This is a genomic window from Streptomyces sp. NPDC087420, assembly GCF_044744165.1.
Taxonomy (GTDB): domain Bacteria; phylum Actinomycetota; class Actinomycetes; order Streptomycetales; family Streptomycetaceae; genus Streptomyces.
The window spans coordinates 500,787-518,323 of the sequence record NZ_JBIUXU010000004.1 but is presented as its reverse complement, the minus strand read 5'-3'; the positions used below and the strand labels follow the sequence as shown (position 1 = coordinate 518,323).

Sequence of the window (17,537 nt, the reverse complement as noted above, 5' to 3'; positions counted from 1 at the left end):
CCGGGGTCGCGCCCCAGTGTCGTCGCTGCGATCGCGCGAGCGGCGGCGTGGGCTTGTCGCGGATCGGTCATCAGCCGCCTACTGCGCCTGGACAGGCACCTGTACGGACTCCGCCAAGCGCGCCTCCGCCAGGCCCGCCTCTCCCCGTCCCGCTTCCGCCGCCTCCTGCGCCGGCCGCCGCATGAGATACGCGGCCAGCGAGCCCGCCGCGAACAGCGCCAGGACGGACAGCGCCGCGCCCACCCAGCTCGCGCCCAGCCACTGGCCGCCGAAGTAGCCGAGACCCACGCTGTACCCGGTCCACGCGACGGCCGCCAGCGCCGACCAGGGCAGGAACTCCTTCACCTTGCCGTGCGCCGCGCCCGCGCCGAGGGACACCACCGAGCGGCCCGCCGGCGCGAAGCGCGCGATGACGACCAGGGCGCCGCCGCCCGCGCTGAGCGCGCCGCCGAGACGTTCCTGGGCGGTGGTCAGCCGGCGGGAGCGCGCGATGGCCCGGTCCAGCCGGTCCCCGCCGCGCCAGGCGAGCCGGAAGGCCGCCAGGTCGCCGAGGACGGACGCGCCGGCCGCGCAGAACATCAGGATGAGGAGCGAGGGCACCTCGCGCGGTACGCGGGCCACCTGGTCGGCGGCGCTGACCACCGTGCTCGTACCGGCGGCCGCCGCTGTCGCGGCCGTGATCACCAGCACGCCGCTCGGCAGAACGGGCAGAAACACGTCCAGAAGTACGGAAAGAGCCACGACGGCGTAGATCCATGGGCTGCCCGTCAGCGACCCCAAACTGTCCAACACTTTTCCGACTCCCCGCCCGATCCTGTGACCAACGCCGCGTAGTCGCAGGAGTGCAGACAGGAGCAGCTTGCCAGCCATACAGCGTACGCCTGAAGGGTACGGGGCGACGCGCCGGGGTGCCCGGAATTTCCAGCCTTTCCCGGGACCGTGCCCTTACGGGCTTGACGGTCCGTAGAGGTGGCCGTGCCCGGGCGTGACGGCGCCCGGACCTTCGGCCGAAGGTCCGGGCGCCGTCACAAGAAGGACGCGGGGGTACGGGATCAGGCGGCCACCGGCTCCGGCTGCTCCTTCCGCTCCTCCCCCGACCCGCGACCCGCGCCGGCGGAACCGCGTGAGGTGAAGAGCTGGTCCAGGGCGAAGGCCCCCGGGCCGGTGAAGACGATCAGCAGGAACGCCCAGCAGAATATGGCCGCGCCCTCGCCCTGGTTCTGGATGGGGAGGAGCGCTTCCGGCTGGTGCACGGTGAAGTACGCGTACGCCATCGAGCCCGAGGAGATGAAGGCGGCGGTCCTGGTCCCGAGGCCGAGCAGGATGAGCGCGCCGCCGACCAGTTCGATGACGGCGGCGTACCAACCCGGCCACGTACCGGCCGAGGTGGCGTCCTTGCCGAAGAGTCCGAAGACCGAGGACGCTCCGTGGAACGCGAAGAGGAGTCCGACGACCACCCGGAACAGTCCGAGTGCGTAGGGCTGCGCGTGGTTGAGGCGAGCATTCATGGGGGGTTGTACTCCTTCGATCAATGGTCTGGACCGATGAGAGGCTCCCTCACGTTAGGTATCCCTAATCGATGCTTGCAAGTTCAACATTTGGGCGGCGATCAATTCGCGCCGCGTCCTGTTTCACGCCTCTGACCAGGATGTCCAAGGTGGCACGTGCCACTGCGTCGGTCTCCGAGAGCATCACGGAGTCGACGCCCGGTCGCGCGCCCGCCGCCGTCACCCAGTGCACTCCCTCGGTCGGCACGCCGAGCGCGAACCTCCGCGGGTGGGCCTCCCCCTGGCGGTCGATCAGGTGGTACGGGCGACGTGTTACATCCAGGCCACCCGTCTCGTAACCACCGACGGTGTGCGGCCGGCACTGACCGGTCTTCAGCAGTCGCGAGAGCAACGGGTCGACGCCGCGCCGCAGATCCGGTTCCGGGAGCCTGGCCTCCACGAGGGTCGTGGCCCGTACGGCCGATCCCGGCACCTCGGGGGACTCGGCGAGGAACACCCCGTCCTGCACCCGTACGTTCATCCGCGGCCCGATCACGTCGAGCACGCCCGCCTCGATCAGAGCGGTCATCTCCTCGACGCGGCGGCGGGGCGGGCCGATGGAGAGGAAGGCGTTCAACGGCGTGTACCAGCGGTCGAGATGGTCGCGCCGGGAGGAACCGGACAGGCCGGCGTGGTCCACGATCAGCCGCAGTTCGTTGCGCAGGTCGCGCAGGACGTCCAGGGCCGCCTTGACCGGACCCGCCACATTGCCGAGCGCCGCTTCGGCGGCGTCCCGGCGCAGATGGGTCAGCAGCCAGGCGCGGTGATCGGCGGGGTCGAGGAAGACCCGGCCGCCGTACGGGCGGGAGATCCGGTCCCAGGACCAGCGTTCGGCGGCCTCGAACCCGGCGTCGTCCAGGACGGCGGACTCCTGCGGGCTGCCGTGCGGCGCCGCGAGGAAGCGGTCCAGGAACGAGGGCGGGGCGTCGGGGGAGGAGGGAGAGCCGGAGCAATCGGGGGAACGCGGCGTCAGAAGGGAAGAGCCGGCCGGGGTGTGGCCGGTGGCCGTGGCCAGGAGCGTGCCGTAGAAGACCGCCTCCACCTCCTTGGCGACCAGCGGCCATATCTCCGTCAGGAAGTCCGGCCGGTCGCCGTCGTCCGCGCGCTTGCGGAACGCCGCGATCACGTCCGGCGTCAGCACCAGCGGGCGGTGCCGCTCGGAGGGGCCCTTCGCGTTGTCCCCGCGCGCCTGGTACGGGATCCCGCGCCGCGATCCCGCGTACAACTCGGGCTCGCGGCCCGACGGGTGGTATACGAGGACACCCTCGGTGTCACGAGCAAAGATCCCGCCACGGCCCGCCGTCAGCAGCGCCATGTGGTCGAAAAAGTTGAGACCGAGCCCGCGCAGGAGCACCGGTTCGCTGGGAGCGATCCCAGAAAGGTCGACATCGGCGGGATTCGAGGGCGGGACGTAGCGCAGACGGTGACGCTCCGCATACTCCGCGAGTACAGCCTGGGTCTGACCGAAAATCACCGGTAGGTGACCTTGAGCGAGCACCACGGCGGAGAGGCCGGAGAGCGTGGTCCCGTCGTCGAGGGTGAGGATCTGGCGGGGCCGGGAGCGGGGGCCGCGGAGAGTGGGGTGCCCCGCACCGCTCGGGTCGTTCGCGTCCGTGTTCTCCGGAGCGGACATGTCGGTCACGTCCGCCGGGTCCGTCAGATCCGTGAGGTCGTCATCGAGACGGATCGCCCGCGCCCGGTGCACCACCACCGTCACGTTCTCCGGGGCGTGGTCGGCCGTACGCCGGAACGCCCACTCCAGATAGCGGCCGTACGAGGCCCGGCTCGGGTAGTCGTCGGGGCCGAGGCGTTCGCCGGGCCGGTCCACGGCCCACTCGTACAGACTCGGGCCGGGCCGTATCGGCCCCTCGCACGCCACCGTCGCGTCGGTGAACACGGTGACCTGCGAGGCGACCGTGTTCATCAGCAGCTCGGCGGGCTGGTCGGTGCGCCAGACGCGGCCGGGGCCCGGCGGCTCCGGGTCGACCACGTGCACCGTCAGCCGCACGTCCGGGGCGAGTTCGGGCACGGACGCGCACAGTCTTTCGAGAACCGAGGTGCCGCGGGGGCCGGCGCCGACGACGGCGAGGGAGTGGGGCAGGGGCTGCCGTACATCGGACAAGCTGTGGCTCCCGGGACATGGGGGGTGGAGGAAGGGAAGGCCGCCACTGGAAGCGGATCGTCCGCTCATCATGCCGCTGGTGCGCCGGGAGTCGAACCCTTGGGCGGGGGATCACCCTCTGTGGGAAGGATCACGGAGGGGTTGGGGCAAGGAAATCAAGGGGGTTCGGGAAAGAGTTTGTGCGGATCGCACATTCGGCGCCCCGGGCGGCCCGCCGCCGTCCCCCCCTGCCCGCCTCCGACGCGCTTGCTCGGGCCGTCCCCCTGCCCGGGCCGCCCGCCGTGTCCGGGAGTCAGGGGGGGCACGGAATCAGGAGGTCACGGAGTCAGGGACCGCTCCTGTACGGTCACCAACTCGGCGCCCTTCTCCCTCGCGAGCGCGTGATCCAGCCTCAGATCGGCGGACCGGCCACGCAGCGTCAGCGTCATCAGCTGGTTGCCGAACCAGGGCCCGCCCGTCCTGCGCCACGCGACGGACGAGCGGCCCACCCGGCCGTGCCGCTTGAGCGCGCGTCCCAGCCCCCGGCCCAGCAGGCTCCAGCCGAACCGGAAACCGATCTTCATCGAGGCGGGGATGGAGTTGTGCACCGGCGAACAGGTCAACTGGACGACGTGCGCGTCCGGTCCGCCCGAGCCGTCCGTCCAACGCGGTTCCGCGATGTACGCGTGATGCACGTCCCCCGACAGCACACACACGGTCGCCGGCGCGCCGGGACCACTGCCGGCCTCCGCGATCAACGCGGCCAGTTTCTCGAACGACTTGGGAAAGGCCGCCCAGTGCTCCAGGTCGGCCGCCCGGCGCAGCCATTCGCCGAACCGCGCCCAGCGCGCCCCGCGTTCACCGCCGCAGAGGGCGGAGTCCCAGGACTCGACGTCGTGGATGAAGGGCGGGAGCAGCCAGGGCAGTGACGTACCGACGAGGAGATGGTCGTACGATCCCCGCCCGTCGAGGGCCTGTTCGCGGACCCACCGCTCCTCGCCCTCGTCGAGCATCGCGCGCTCGCTCTCCTTCAGGACGCGCGCGGCCCGGGAGTCGACCATGACCAGTCGCGTACGGCCGAAGTCGCGCCGGTAGCTCCAGCGCACCCCCGCCGGATCGCGGTCGGCCTCGGCGGCGAACTCCCGGAGCCGGTCCGTGCCGTCCGACCGGGCGCGGACCTCCGCGTACACCTCGTCCGTCTCCAGTTCGGCGGGGGAGAGGTTGCCGAGGTGCTGGTAGACCCAGTACGACATCAGCCCGCTGAGGACGCGCTCCTGCCACCAGGGCTTCTCGCGCATGTCGGAGACCCAGGCGTCGCTGGTGTTCCAGTCGTCGATCAGGTCGTGGTCGTCGAAGATCATGCAGCTGGGGACGGTGGAGAGCAGCCAGCGGACGTCGGGGTCGCCCCAGGACTCGTCGTACAGATGGCTGTACTCCTGGTAGTCCGCGACCTGTTCGCCGGGCGGTTCGCTCAGGTCCCGGCGTTTCGCCAGCCAGCTCTGCGTCGCCTTCGAGGTCTCGTCCGCGTAGACCTGGTCACCTATGAGGAGGAGGACGTCGGGGCGTTCGCGCCCCCGGCTGTCCGGGCCCGTCGCGAGGGTCTCGCCGGTCGCGGAGGTCTCGGCGGCGATGCGCAGCGCGAGGGTGTCGAGGGCGTCGGGGCCGACCGGGTCGGGCTCGCCGTGCGGCGGGGAGGCCCAGCGGCAGGAGCCGAAGGAGACCCGCAGGTCGGTGGCGTCCGCGGCGGGGCTGCGGATCACGCTCGGCGGGAAGCGGGACTCCTCGGGCGGCCAGACGCGGTGGTCGTCGAGCACCACCTCGTAGGGGGTGGCGGTGCCGGGGGTCAGCCCGGTCACCGGGATCAGGGCGTAGTGGTGCCCGGCGACGGTGAACGTACGCGAGGTGCCGTACGCCCCGTCCTCGCACCGCACTTCGGCGGTGCACGGCCGGTCGGTCTCGACCCAGACGGTCGCGGTGCCGCGGCCGTCCCAGTCGACGTACCGCAGCAGTGGTCCCAGGCGCAGCCCGGTCATGTGTGCCCTCCTCCGTCGTTCCGTACGGTACGGAACGACGGAGGGACGTGGCGAGTGGGGCGGGTGATCAGGGCGCGGACCGGGAGAAATTCTCCGGTCCGTGGCCTGTTCGTGGCCCGTTCGCCGTCGGTCAGCAGCCGTTCAGGATCGACTGGAGCGCGCTCTTCTCCGCCGAGTCGATCGACAGCTTCCAGTAGTACTTCACCTGCACCCAGGCGCGGATGTACGTGCAGCGGTACGAGGTGACGGACGGCAGCCAGGTGGCCGGGTCCTGGTCGCCCTTGGACTGGTTGACGTTGTCCGTGACGGCGATGAGCTGGGGCCGCGTCAGGTCGTTGGCGAAGGACTGCCGCTGGGAGGTGGTCCAACTGCTCGCGCCGGAACGCCAGGCCTCGGCGAGCGGCACCATGTGGTCGATGTCCACGTCGGCGGCGGCGGACCAGGTGGCGCCGTCGTACACCGAGAACCACTTGCCGCTGGTGGCGGCACAGCTGGAGTCCTGGACGACGTTCGTACCGTCGCGCTTGAGCACGACCTCCCGGGTGTTGCAGGCGCCGGACTGGGTGATCCAGTGCGGGAACAGGTCGCGGCTGTAACCGCTGGAGGAACCTTCCGCCTTCACCGTCAACTGCGTGAGGTACGTACGGGCGGTGGCGGCGCTGACCGGCGTGGGGAGCGCGGCCTGGGCGGTGGGTGCGGTGAGCAGCGTGGCGGCCGCGGCGAGGGCGGCGGAGACGGCGAGGACGGCGGTGCGGCGAATTCCACGCGCGTAGACACCAGACATGCGAACTCCCTTGTGGTGGGGGTGCGGAGAGGGCTGTACGACGACCGCCCGCCATCGTTGCGGTGGCGGGTTTCGTGGGGGTGGGCGTCAGGTAACAGCGTGACGACATGTGCACGTCATATCAAGAGGTGGACGCGCGTTGATTCGCGGTGGTCTGGGGGTTGTTGGGCCATGGTGGGGGGCGTGCGGGGGGCGCGGGGCCGCGGTCGGGCGGCCGTCGGGCGGCCGTCGGGCAGCCGTGGGGCCGCCGCGGGGAGGGTGGCCGGGGCGGCGGCGGCGGTGCGTGCCGGTCGCCGGGGGGGGGGGGGCGGCGGGCCGTGGGTCCGGCGGGCCGTGGGTCCGGCGGTGCGCCCCTGCCGTCAGGCGGTGGTCAGGCGGTGATGTGGAGGAGGATCCCGCCGTCCGGGAGGGCTTCCACGCGGACGTGCGTGAGGTCCTCCGCGTGGGCCGTGGGGGAGTGGGGCAGGGCGCGGGGGCCGATGCCCACCACGCGCATGCCCGCCGCGCGGGCCGCCGTGATGCCCGCTTCCGAGTCCTCGAACGCCACGCAGTCCGCCGGGTCCAGGCCGAGGGCCGCCGCGCCCTTGAGGAAGCCCTCGGGGTGGGGCTTGCTGGTGGTGACCGACTCCGCCGTGACGCGGAGGGCGGGGAGGGGGAGGGCGGCGGCCTTCATGCGGGTCGTGGCGAGGGTCTCGTCCGCCGACGTGACCAGCGCGTGGGGCAGTCCGGCGAGGGACGCCATGAAGGCGGGGGCGCCGGGGACGGGGACCACGCCGTCCGTGTCGGCGGTCTCCTGGGCGAGCATCACGCGGTTGTCGGCGAGGTTCTGTTCCACCGGGCGGTCCGGGAGCAGGACGGCCATGGTGGCGTGTCCCTGGCGTCCGTGGACGACCTTGAGGGCCTCGTCCGGGTCCAGGCCGTGCTCGACCGCCCAGCGCCGCCACCAGCGCTCCACCACGGCGTCGGAGTTGACGAGGGTGCCGTCCATGTCCAGGAGGAGGCCACGGGTCGTCAGGACGGTCGCGGCGGGCGTGGTGGTGGCCGGCATCGGGGTGCTCCAGGGGCGGGAGAAGAGGCAAGCGGCTCCGACCGCCGGTCAGGGAGTACGGGCGGAGCCGCTTTGTTCAGTCATTATACAAAGTGGGTCAGTGGCGTCGTCCGGGGCCCTGGTGATCGCGCCCGGGCCCGTTTCCCTGCCCTTGCCCTTGCCCCTGCCCGGCCCCGCTGCCCGCCCCTGCCTCGGCTTCCAGGGACCGGCGCGTGTCCGGGCCGTACACGCCGCGCGGGTCGCCGCCGATCTTCCGGTAGATCTGGTACGCCGCGACCGCCACCTGCACGCGCTGGTCGAACCGGCCGTCCGGGGCGCCCTGGTAGAGCCGTATCCCCGCCAGGCGCTGCTGGAGGTCGACGACCTCGGGACCGGAGTCGCCGAGACGCAGGGCACCGCCCGTCAGGGCGGCGGGAGGCGCGGACGTCCGGGGCGGTTCGCCGGCCGGGCGGCCGGTGGGGGAGGCGGTGGCCGCGGGGCTTTCCGGTGGTACGGCCTTCGGCGGGGCGGAGGTCTTCGCCGGTTCCGAGGCGGAGGGTGCGGAGCCGGGGTTGTTGGTCACGTCCGGGGACGCGGAACGCGGCGGGGCCTCGCTCGGCTCCCCCGACAACGCGACGTCGGGGGCGGACGCCGTCGGCCGGGAACCCGCGAGACTCTCGTCCACGTGCGCGGGGTCGGCGTCCTCGCCGGAGAACAGCCCCCCGGCGAACGCCGCCGTCCCGACCACCGCGACGGCGGCTGCGCCCAGCACCACGGCCTTGAGGGGGCGTCGGCGGCCCGGCGCCAAGGCATCGCGCGGCGGCGCGGCACGCGGCGGGGTGCCGTACGGAACGGGCGCCGCCAGGGGAGGCAACGGACCGGCCGTCACAAACGGCGCACGTGTCTCGTCGTTCCCGGTCGGAAGGGACACGTACGGCCGAACGCGCCGCTCGTCGAAGACCTCGGCGGCGGCGATCTCCTGACTCCGCCCGGCCCGATGGGCCCGGGCGACCCGCCCGGCACAGAAGCACCCGGGCCCGCCTCCCACGGCGGTCGCGGTCCCACACTCGGGACAGAGCCGGGCCGCGACTTCCCCGCCGGCCGGCTGCCCGGCCCCACCTGACGCCGCACCCGGCCCGACCCAGGGCCCGGCGCCAACTCCCCTGCCGGGTAGGGCGTTCAATTCGGCGGAGGTTTCCGTGCCAGGTCCGGCGTTCGGCCCAGCACCGGGTCCCGTGCCAGGCCCGGCGGCGGGTCCGACGCTCGCTCCCGCGCCCGGCCCTGCGGCCGACTTCGAGGCCGGCCCGGCGTTTGCTTCCGCGCCCGCCCCCGGGCCCGGTCCGGCGCCCGGCCCCGAGTTCGTTCCCGCGGCCGGTCCGGCGCCCAGCGCCGCCTTCGCTTCTGCGGCCGCCTCCGCGCCGGGTCCGGCGATTGACCCCACGGCCGCCCCTCGGACCTTTCCGCGCCTCGGCCCAGCGGTCGACTGCGTGGCCGACCCCGCGCTCGGCCCACCGGTCGTTACGGTGGCTGACTTCGCGTGCGCTGCCGCGCCGGACCGCGTGCCGGGCCCGGCGACTGCTCCCGCGCCAAGCGCGCCGGCCGCTCCCGTGCCAAGCCCGCCGGCCGCCCCGGCAGCCGGCTCCGTGCGCGCCGCCGTGCCCGACTGCGCGCTCGGCCCGCCGCCCGGCCCGGCCGCTGTCTCCGGCCCGGAGGCTGACGCGGTGCCGGGGCCCGCGGCCGGCTCCGTCCCGGGCGCGGTGCCCGGCCGCGCGGCCGGCCCCGCGTCCGGCCGCGCGGAATCGCCGGGCCCCGCCCCCGCGTACCCGTTCCGTTCGTCGTTCAAAGTGGATCCCCTCCCCTTGAACCGGCGATTATGCAGGCCCTCTCCCCGGGCCGTGTCGGCGGCTGGGTGACCTGCCGGGGCTTTGGCGGGTCATACCGGGACACAGCGGTCAAGATGGGCAGGATGGGCGGGATGGAGGCCCGGCGGGGGCAGGGCGGTGCGGGGGGAAGCGGAGGAGGCGGGGCATGGCAGCTCAGGACGCGGGTGAGCGGGCCGCGAGTCCCGTGCCCGGTGAGGGGCAGAGTCCGCGGACCGTACTGGCCGCCATCAGCGCCCTCCTCATGGGCCTTCTCCTCGCCGCGCTCGACCAGACCATCGTCTCCACGGCCCTCCCCACCATCGTCAGCGAGCTCGGCGGCCTCGACCACCTCTCCTGGGTCGTCACCGCCTACCTGCTCGCCTCGACCGCCGCCACCCCCCTCTGGGGCAAGCTCGGCGACCAGTACGGCCGCAAGAAGCTCTTCCAGACCGCCATCGTCATTTTTCTCGTGGGGTCCGTTCTGTGCGGCATCTCCCAGAACCTTCCCCAGCTCATCGCCTTCCGCGCCCTCCAGGGCCTCGGCGGCGGCGGGCTGATCGTGCTCTCCATGGCGATCGTCGGCGACATCGTCTCGCCGCGCGAACGCGGCAAGTACCAGGGCCTGTTCGGTGCCGTCTTCGGTACGACCAGCGTCCTCGGCCCGCTCCTCGGCGGGTTCTTCACCCAGCACCTCAGCTGGCGCTGGGTCTTCTACATCAACCTCCCGATCGGGATCGTCGCGCTGCTCGTCATCTCCGCCGTCCTGCACATCCCGGTACGCCGGACCAAACACACGATCGACTACCTCGGCACGCTCCTCATCGCGTCCGTCGCCACCAGCCTCGTCCTCGTCGCCTCCCTCGGCGGCTCCACCTGGGCCTGGGGCTCCCCGCAGATCATCACGCTCGCCGTCGTCGGCCTCGTCCTGCTCGCCGTCTTCCTCCGCGTCGAGCGGCGCGCCGCCGAGCCCGTCCTGCCGCTGCGTCTCTTCCGTATCAGGACCTTCACGCTCGTCGCGGTCATCAGCTTCGTCGTCGGCTTCGCCATGTTCGGGGCGCTGACCTTCCTCCCGACGTTCCTCCAGGTCGTCCAGGGCGTCACCCCCACCCTCTCCGGCGTGCACATGCTGCCGCTCGTGGCCGGGCTGCTCATCACCTCCACCGGATCCGGCCAGATCGTCAGCCGCACCGGCCGCTGGAAGGTCTTCCCGATCCTCGGCACCGGCGTCACCGCCGTCGGACTCCTCCTGCTCCACCAGCTCAAGGAGACCAGCGGCACCTGGGAGATGAGCGCCTACTTCTTCGTCTTCGGCGCGGGCCTCGGCATGGTCATGCAGGTCCTGATCGTGGTCGTGCAGAACTCCGTCAGCTACCAGGACCTCGGCGTCGCCACCTCCGGCGCCACCTTCTTCCGGTCCATCGGCTCCTCCTTCGGCGTCGCCATCTTCGGCACGATCTTCACCAACCTCCTCCACAGCAAGCTCAACGACTCCCTCGCCGGCCGCGCGCTGCCCCCCGGCGTCAGCCCCGACCGCCTGGCCGAGGACCCGCGCGCCGTCACCCGGCTGCCCGCCGCCCTGCGCCCCGACGTCCTGCACGCGTACGCCTCCTCCATCACCGACGTGTTCCTGTACGCCGTGCCGGTCGTCCTGCTCGCCTTCGTCGTCGCGTGGTTCCTCAAGGAGGACACGCTGCGCGGCTCGGTGACCGCGCCGGAGGCCAGCCAGACCCTGGCCGCCAACCCCGTCGAACGCTCCTCCCACGACGAGGTCGCCCGCGCCCTGTCCGTCCTCGGGACGCGCGAGGGCCGCCGCCGGATCTACGTGGACATCACCGCGAAGGCGGGGTACGACCTCCTGCCCGCCGCGAGCTGGCTGCTGCTGCGGATCCGGCGCCAGGGCGCGGTCGAGCCCGGCCTGCTCGCCGACTCCGTCCCCCTGCCGGTCACGGTCATCACCGACGCCGCCCGCCAGCTGGAGGAACACGGGCTCGTCCGCCGCGAGGGTGTTCAACTGACCCTCTCCGAGGAGGGAGTAGAGGCGGGCGAGGTGCTGGCGGAGGCTCGCTCGGAGTCCCTGGCGGAGCTGCTGGGGGACTGGTGGACCCCCCAACGGCCCACGGACCTCGTGCAGTTGGTACGGGAGCTCACGGCGGAGCTGTGCGGTTCCGACGGCGAACGCCCGCGCGGCCCGGACGCGCCGAGGGACCACGCCGCCTGAACGGACCGGCACGCGAGGCTTGTTGCCGGGCCGGGTTCGCGCCGGGTCAGTCGGTGAGCTGCTTGCCGTACCAGATCTCGCTGTACGGTCCCGGCTCCCCGTACGCCGGGATCTCCCCGTAACCGTGCTTCCCGTACAACCCCCGCGCCTCCACCAGGTCGAGCCGGGTGTCGAGCACGATCCGCCGCGCGCCCAGCCGCCGCGCGGCGGCCTCCAGGGCCGCGAGCAGCGCGCCGCCACCGCCGGTGCCGCGTGCGGCCGGGGTCACGTACACGCGCGTCAGTTCGGCCGACGGGAGACCCGTCCGCCCCGCCGGCAGCCGCAGTCCGCCGCACGCCGCCGCCTCGCCGCCGTACCTCCCCACCACGAACTCCCCGGTCGGCGGCACCAGGAGGTCCGGCGGGTCGTCGGCGAGCCCGGCGTCGATCTCCGCCTCCGTCGCCGGCCGGTGCCAGTAGCGGCTCGCCACCTCGGCGTAGTAGGCGCGGCGCAGGCGGGTCGCCTCCGGGGTGGTGAACGACTCGGGGCGTACGGACCAGTTCATGGTCCATTCCCTACCGGCGCCCCGGACCGTTTGGCCAACGGATTACGGGCAACCCGAATGTCAGAAGCACTTACTTACGAGCCGGGACGAGTAGAGAAACAGGAAGGCAACCATGTCCACAGTCCTGATCGTCATCGGTCTGATCGTGGTCTTCGTGATCATTGTCGGCGCCGTCCTGTACGCCGGACCCGGCAAGGGAAACGGGCGGGGCGGGCTCAAGCGCCGGTTCGGCCCGGAGTACGACCGCGCCGTGGCGCGGCACGACGGTGACACCAAGGCCGCCGAGCACGAACTGGCCGAGCGGGTCAGCCGCCACGGCGACCTGCGGACCCAGCCCCTCTCCGCCGAGCAGCGCGAGCAGTACGTGGCCGGCTGGGCCGGACTCCAGGAGCGTTTTGTCGACGCCCCCCAGGAGGCCGTCGCCCAGGCCGACCAACTGTTGGCCCGGCTCGCGGCGGAGCGCGGCTACCCCGACACGGCGTACGACGACCAGCTCGACGCCCTCTCCGTCCATCACGCGCACGAGGTGGACGGCTACCGGACGGTCCACCACGTGGCCTCCGACGCCGGAAGCGGCGCGAGCACGGAAGAACTGCGCGAGGCCATGGTCGGCGCGCGCCGGCTCTTCGAACAGCTGATCCTGGCCCGTCCCGACGAGAGCGGTGGCATCCGCCACGGGAGCGCCGGCCGGAACCGGAACCTTTCACTGCGACCCAAAGGGAGTGGTGCGTGATGACGTACGACCCGAACACCACCGATAAGACCGACAACACCGACGGTACGAACGGCACCCGCCCCGACCGGGCGAACACCGCGGACCGTACGAGCACCGCGGACCGTACGGCCGACACCGGCACCACCGGCGCCGAGCGGCCGACCGGGCCCCCCGCCACCCCCGAGGTACGAGGAGGCCGCGAGGTGAAGCGCCCCGTCCGTACGCCGGAGTCCCCGTCGCGCGGCAACGCGGACACCGCCACGGACCGCACGTCGACAGGCGCGGACCGCACGTCGCCCGGTACCGACCGCACGTCGCCCGGTACCGACCGCACGGCGAGCGGCACCGACCGCACGTCGACCGGTACTGACCGTACGCAGTCCGCCACCTCGACCGGCACGGACCGTTCGTCGACCGGCACGGCCACCCGCCCGTCGACCGGAACCTCGGCCGGCACGGCCACCGGCACCGCCACCGGCAAGGCGCCCACCTCCGGCAAGGCCGACCACACCAAGGCCCGGTTCTTCCCGCAGGACGAGAGCGACAAGCTGAACCAGCGTCTCCAGGACGCGCTCAGCTCCTTCGTCGACGGGCCCCGGCGCTCCGTCGAGGAGGCCGCGGGCGTGCTGGAGGAGACCGCCGAGCGGCTGAGCAAGGTGCTCGCCGAGCGCCCCCGTTCCCTGCGCGCCGACTGGGACACCTCCGGTCAGGACAAGGACGGCGGCAAGGACACCGAGGACCTCCGGCTCGCTCTCCAGAGCTACCGCGAGGTGACGGAACGGCTGTTGCGCATCTGACGCGCGGCTGAGGCACGCGCCCCGACGGGCGCGGCCGTGAACAGACCAGGAGGCGGCGGGCAAGGGACGGCCCGCCGCCTCCCTTCCGCATGTCCGCACATCCGCGTGTCCGCGCACCGCTCGCGGGCGCGTCGTGGTTCGGGCCGGGGCGCGCCGGGGTGCAGGATTCCTTTCTGGAGTGACCCGGGTCCCGCCGGGTCCGTCTCTGCCGACGTGCGTGCCGAAGACATGGGCATCGAGACAAAACAGGGATGACAGTCAGGCGAAGAGGGGGTTGCCTGAGTCTTCCCGGAAGGGTGGTGCGAGGCTCTATGCCCCAGGGATGGCGTTTTCGGACGGAGGGTCGGCGCGGCGTGGCGAATGCGGAGCACAGCGTGAACGGCGGCATGGCGGCGGGCTCGGCGGGGGCGAGGCTCGGCACCGTACGCGCCGTGCTCTGGCTCCTGGCCGCCGTGCTCGCGGTGAGACAGGCGGCGGCGGTCCTGAGACGGCCGCCCGGTGAACGGCTGACCGATCTGGAGACCTGGGTCGGCGACAACGGTGTCCTGCACGTCACGGGCTCGTTGTACGACACCAAGGCCTTCACCGGCACCCCGTTCTCCGGTCTGGTGCTCAAGCCGCTGACCCGCGCGGCTCAGGAGAGCCTCGGGATCGCCTGGACGTTCGGCACGCTGCTGCTCGTCGTCGCGCTCGGCCTCGTCGCCGCCCGCGCCCTGCCGGGACGCGCCTCGCGCCGTACGGGCCTGCTGGCCGCGCCCCTCGCGATCAGTCTCCTCATGCTGTCCCTGCCCGTACGCAACAGTTTCAGCCTCGGCCAGACCAGCATCCTTCCCGTGCTGCTCGTCCTGCTCGGCTGCTTCGTCGTACGCGGCGAGCGGGGCTCCGGGATCCTCATCGGCGTCGGAGCCGCCCTCCAGCCGGCCGTGCTGCTGTTCGCGCCGCTGCTCTGGTTCACCGGCCGCAAGAAGGCGGCCGTGACATCGGCGTCCACCTTCGCACTCTCCACGGCCCTGGCCTGGGCCGTCATGCCGGCCGACTCCTGGACGTACTGGATACACCATGTGGCCGGCGCCGGCCTCGGCGAGCGCGCCGACAGCCTCGCCAACCAGTCCCTCCACGGCGCGCTCCTGCGCGCGGGCCTCGAAGGGCCCCTGGAGATCGTCCTCTTCCTCCTCCTGGCCGCCGGTGTGGTCTTCCTGGGCCTGCGGCGCGCGGTGCGCTACGCGCGCGACGGACAGCTGCTGCTCGCCGTCGCGCTCACGGGCTGTGTGGCCGTCGCGGTCTCCCCGACCGCGTGGCAGCACCAGCTGCTGTGGGTGCTGCTGGCCGTCGTCGGGCGGGTCGGCAAGAAGGCCAGGGACCGGCTGGTGTGGCCGGCGGTGGTGGTCCTGGTGATGACCCTGCCGGGGAAGATGCTGCTGCCGAACATGGCGGTGCTCCATCCCGTACGGGACAACGTGCTCCTGGTCGCGGCGCTCGCGGCGGCCTGCGGAGTGCCCTTCCTGTCCCGTACGTCTCCGTACTTCGACCGGCCCGTGCCGACCGAGTACGTACAGCCGGTGCCGTCGCGCTGGAGCCGTATCCCGTTCGCGCCGTTCTGGCGGCGGGTGGTCAGCCGCCCGAACCTGCTGCTCGAACTGCTCGTCATCCGGGTCGGCTACTCGGTCTACGCGAAGATCCGGCTCGCCGCGGCCGGGGGGCGGGCGGAGGCCGAGGAGCACGGCCGCCAGGTGCACTCCATCGAACGGGCGCTGGGCATCGACATCGAGCACTGGGCCAACCGCGCGACGGTGAAGGCGGGGTGGGCCGAGGACTTCTTCAACTTCTACTACTCGACCTTCCACTTCATCGTGCCGCTCACGATCCTCGGGATCCTGTACGTGCGCCGCCCCGCGCAGTACCGCTGGGCGCGCTCCTCCCTGGGCTTCGCGACGGTCCTCGCGCTGGTCGGGTTCTGGTTCTACCCGCTGGCCCCGCCACGGCTGATGCCGGGCATGGGCTTCATCGACACCGTGCACGGCCCGCAGGACCTCGCGAGCCCGGACTACGGCGCGCTGACGCAGCTCACCAACCAGTACGCCGCGATGCCGTCGCTGCACTTCGGCTGGTCGTTGTGGTGCGGGCTGATCATCCTGATCCTGGCCCCGAAGTGGATGAAGCCTCTGGGGCTGCTGCATCCGCTGTTCACGGTCTCGGCGATCGTCGGCACCGCGAACCACTGGGTGCTGGACGCGGCGGGTGGCGCGACAGTCGTCGGTACGGGATTCGCGCTGACGTACCTGCTGTCCGGGCGCCGCGAGCTGCTGCCGAAGGCGGCGTCGCTGGTGAAGCCGGACCCGTTCCCGGCGGGGAAGCCGGCCAGGACGACGGCCGGGACCACGGACACGGCCGGGTCGGCGCGCGAACCGTCGTCCTGACGCCGACCGAACCGTCGTCCTGACGCGGACCGAACCGTCGTCCTGACGCCGACCGGTCAGAGCTGCTGGTGCTGCCCGGCCCTGCCGCGGTTGCTCAGCAGGTAGCCGATCGCGACCCCCGCCGCCACGCCGATGCCGATGACCCACAGGATGCCGAAGCCGGTGCCGCCGAGGCCGCCGCTCTGGATTTCCGCCACCGGCTGCGCGGTGATGCTCGGCACCGGGGTGGGAGCGGGGCCGGTGGCGTTCAGCAGCCGCACCAGGTCGAGTCCGCCGAAGTTCCTCGGGTCCGTGCCCGTCGTGTGGGCGGCGAAGATCAGCTGGGCGTAGGCGGCGGGGCCGTTCTCGGCCGCCCAGGGACCGGCGTGCTTCTTGAGCCACTCCAGGGCGCCCGCCGCCTGGTTCGCGTAACCGGACGAGGCCAGGGCGGCGACCGCGTCGGCGGTGCTCCCCGGGTCGGCCAGCGGCGTGCTGTCCGAGGTGCCGGGCAGCGGCGGCCGGTCGAGGTGCCCGGTCTTCGCGAGCGCGGAGGCGAGGTAGGCGGCGCCGTTGCGCGCCGCGCGTTCCGGGGTGAGGCCGGACGTCCCCCGGCAGACCGGCGCGGGGCCCGCCTTCACCGGCGCGACCACCATGCGCTTGCCGACCCCGGCGAGCACGGCCGCGGCCGTGGCGTCGTTGTCGGCGACCAGCTTCGCCGTACCGGCCCGCCCGCCCCGCTGGTAGGCGAATCCGCCGGTACGGTCCGCCCCCTTGCCGCACGGCAGCGCGAGGCCGAGCAGGGCGTCGTAGGCGTGGTGGTCCTCCGACGAGCGGAACGAGCTGGGCCGGATGCCGGTGGCGCTCAGGGCGCCGATCACCAGCGAGGTGGAGTTGGCGTCGCTCGGGCCGCCGGGCGTGTGGCCCCAGCCGCCGTCCGCGTTCTGCACGCTCCGCAGCCAGTTGAGGGCGCTGAGCATGACGGGCCGCTGGCCGCCGAGGGTGGAGAGCGCCTGCACCGCCGCCGCCGTGGCGTTGGGGTCGGTGGCCGTGTCCGCGTCGCACGGGGCGGTGGGATCGGCGCGGTACGTGGGGAACGCGCCGCTCGCGCACTGCTGCCCCTTCAACCACAGGATGGCGCTGTTGGCGGGCCGCTGGCCTGCCGCGTACTGGCCCAGCATCGCCAGCGACTGGCGCCACACCCCGTCCCGCGTCGGATCAGCCGTGCCGTACAGGCCGGGCGGCAGTGCACCGGGCCTGGGCGCGGACAGGGCGGCGGGTGTGGCGGGGGTCGAGGTGGAGGACGTGGTCGGGGAGGTGCCCGCGGGAGGGGACGAGGGAGCCGGAGCCGGCGTCGAGGGGTTCGCGGTCGAGGGGGCCGGCGTCGAGGCGGGCGCGTCCGGGGACGGGGCCCGTACATCGCCGCCCGCGACGGCCGTCTGAGCGAGAGTCACGCACAGCACGGCGGATGCGGCGAGTACGGCCGCACTGCGGCGAACGGTGGTCATGGCGGGCT

13 protein-coding genes are annotated in these 17,537 nt (G+C 72.9%); 4 read left to right on the top strand and 9 right to left on the bottom strand.

What is annotated here, in order from left to right; all coding sequences use genetic code 11:
- Window positions 1–78 precede the first annotated feature (78 nt).
- From ACIO1C_RS10795 to ACIO1C_RS10765, 7 genes are all read right to left on the bottom strand, one after another.
- On the bottom strand, window positions 79–792 hold the full coding sequence (locus tag ACIO1C_RS10795; RefSeq protein WP_401860888.1) for a DedA family protein: 714 nt from the start codon (window positions 790–792) through the stop codon (window positions 79–81).
- Between the two features lie 260 nt (window positions 793–1,052).
- Entirely contained in the window at window positions 1,053–1,508 is a 456-nt protein-coding gene (locus ACIO1C_RS10790; RefSeq protein WP_401860885.1) for a DoxX family protein, read from the bottom strand.
- A gap of 64 nt (window positions 1,509–1,572) precedes the next feature.
- Window positions 1,573–3,738: an FAD/NAD(P)-binding protein gene (locus tag ACIO1C_RS10785; protein ID WP_401860882.1), complete on the bottom strand. Its 2,166-nt coding sequence runs from the start codon at window positions 3,736–3,738 to the stop codon at window positions 1,573–1,575.
- Window positions 3,739–3,986: 248 nt separating this feature from the next.
- Window positions 3,987–5,681 carry an alkaline phosphatase D family protein gene (locus ACIO1C_RS10780; protein ID WP_401860879.1) on the bottom strand — a complete coding sequence of 565 codons (1,695 nt, stop codon included), beginning with the start codon at window positions 5,679–5,681 and terminating at the stop codon, window positions 3,987–3,989.
- Window positions 5,682–5,811: 130 nt separating this feature from the next.
- The gene (locus ACIO1C_RS10775) at window positions 5,812–6,465 is read right to left on the bottom strand and encodes an HNH endonuclease family protein (protein ID WP_401860876.1); all 654 of its coding nucleotides are present in this window, start codon (window positions 6,463–6,465) and stop codon (window positions 5,812–5,814) included.
- Between the two features lie 370 nt (window positions 6,466–6,835).
- A complete protein-coding gene (locus tag ACIO1C_RS10770) occupies window positions 6,836–7,513 on the bottom strand; it encodes an HAD-IA family hydrolase (RefSeq protein ID WP_401860873.1) in 678 nt (225 codons plus the stop codon).
- 97 nt (window positions 7,514–7,610) lie between these two features.
- Entirely contained in the window at window positions 7,611–8,267 is a 657-nt protein-coding gene (locus tag ACIO1C_RS10765; protein ID WP_401860871.1) for a peptidoglycan-binding protein, read from the bottom strand.
- Window positions 8,268–9,520: 1,253 nt separating this feature from the next.
- Here ACIO1C_RS10765 and ACIO1C_RS10760 point away from each other — a divergent pair.
- Window positions 9,521–11,572 (top strand): DHA2 family efflux MFS transporter permease subunit, encoded by a 2,052-nt coding sequence (locus tag ACIO1C_RS10760; RefSeq protein WP_401860868.1) that lies wholly within the window; start codon window positions 9,521–9,523, stop codon window positions 11,570–11,572.
- Between the two features lie 46 nt (window positions 11,573–11,618).
- Here the strand turns inward: ACIO1C_RS10760 and ACIO1C_RS10755 are convergent, their stop codons facing one another.
- Window positions 11,619–12,116, bottom strand: coding sequence for a GNAT family N-acetyltransferase (locus ACIO1C_RS10755; RefSeq protein ID WP_401860867.1), 498 nt, complete (start codon window positions 12,114–12,116; stop codon window positions 11,619–11,621).
- 112 nt (window positions 12,117–12,228) lie between these two features.
- Here ACIO1C_RS10755 and ACIO1C_RS10750 point away from each other — a divergent pair, with 112 nt between their 5' ends.
- The 3 genes from ACIO1C_RS10750 to ACIO1C_RS10740 all read left to right on the top strand — a co-directional run bounded on the left by ACIO1C_RS10750 (window position 12,229) and on the right by ACIO1C_RS10740 (window position 16,045).
- Entirely contained in the window at window positions 12,229–12,849 is a 621-nt protein-coding gene (locus tag ACIO1C_RS10750) for a hypothetical protein (RefSeq protein ID WP_401860864.1), read from the top strand.
- Window positions 12,849–13,628 carry a hypothetical protein gene (locus tag ACIO1C_RS10745; RefSeq protein ID WP_401860861.1) on the top strand — a complete coding sequence of 260 codons (780 nt, stop codon included), beginning with the start codon at window positions 12,849–12,851 and terminating at the stop codon, window positions 13,626–13,628. Before ACIO1C_RS10750 ends, ACIO1C_RS10745 begins: the two co-directional genes overlap by 1 nt.
- A 386-nt stretch (window positions 13,629–14,014) precedes the next feature.
- Window positions 14,015–16,045 (top strand): bifunctional glycosyltransferase 87/phosphatase PAP2 family protein, encoded by a 2,031-nt coding sequence (locus ACIO1C_RS10740; protein ID WP_401861050.1) that lies wholly within the window; start codon window positions 14,015–14,017, stop codon window positions 16,043–16,045.
- A gap of 56 nt (window positions 16,046–16,101) precedes the next feature.
- On the opposite strand, the gene ACIO1C_RS10735 is transcribed toward ACIO1C_RS10740, so the two are convergent.
- On the bottom strand, window positions 16,102–17,529 hold the full coding sequence (locus ACIO1C_RS10735; RefSeq protein WP_401860858.1) for a prenyltransferase/squalene oxidase repeat-containing protein: 1,428 nt from the start codon (window positions 17,527–17,529) through the stop codon (window positions 16,102–16,104).
- Window positions 17,530–17,537: the final 8 nt, after the last annotated feature.

Bases quoted from the DNA above. Each gene is read 5' to 3' on its own strand.
- ACIO1C_RS10790 (WP_401860885.1), bottom strand. From the start codon at position 1,508: ATGAATGCTCGCCTCAACCACGCGCAGCCCTACGCACTCGGACTGTTC.
- ACIO1C_RS10785 (WP_401860882.1), bottom strand. From the start codon at position 3,738: ATGAGCGGACGATCCGCTTCCAGTGGCGGCCTTCCCTTCCTCCACCCC.
- ACIO1C_RS10780 (WP_401860879.1), bottom strand. From the start codon at position 5,681: ATGACCGGGCTGCGCCTGGGACCACTGCTGCGGTACGTCGACTGGGAC.
- ACIO1C_RS10775 (WP_401860876.1), bottom strand. From the start codon at position 6,465: ATGTCTGGTGTCTACGCGCGTGGAATTCGCCGCACCGCCGTCCTCGCC.
- ACIO1C_RS10770 (WP_401860873.1), bottom strand. From the start codon at position 7,513: ATGCCGGCCACCACCACGCCCGCCGCGACCGTCCTGACGACCCGTGGC.
- ACIO1C_RS10760 (WP_401860868.1), top strand. From the start codon at position 9,521: ATGGCAGCTCAGGACGCGGGTGAGCGGGCCGCGAGTCCCGTGCCCGGT.
- ACIO1C_RS10755 (WP_401860867.1), bottom strand. From the start codon at position 12,116: ATGAACTGGTCCGTACGCCCCGAGTCGTTCACCACCCCGGAGGCGACC.
- ACIO1C_RS10750 (WP_401860864.1), top strand. From the start codon at position 12,229: ATGTCCACAGTCCTGATCGTCATCGGTCTGATCGTGGTCTTCGTGATC.
- ACIO1C_RS10745 (WP_401860861.1), top strand. From the start codon at position 12,849: ATGACGTACGACCCGAACACCACCGATAAGACCGACAACACCGACGGT.
- ACIO1C_RS10740 (WP_401861050.1), top strand. From the start codon at position 14,015: ATGGCGGCGGGCTCGGCGGGGGCGAGGCTCGGCACCGTACGCGCCGTG.
- ACIO1C_RS10735 (WP_401860858.1), bottom strand. From the start codon at position 17,529: ATGACCACCGTTCGCCGCAGTGCGGCCGTACTCGCCGCATCCGCCGTG.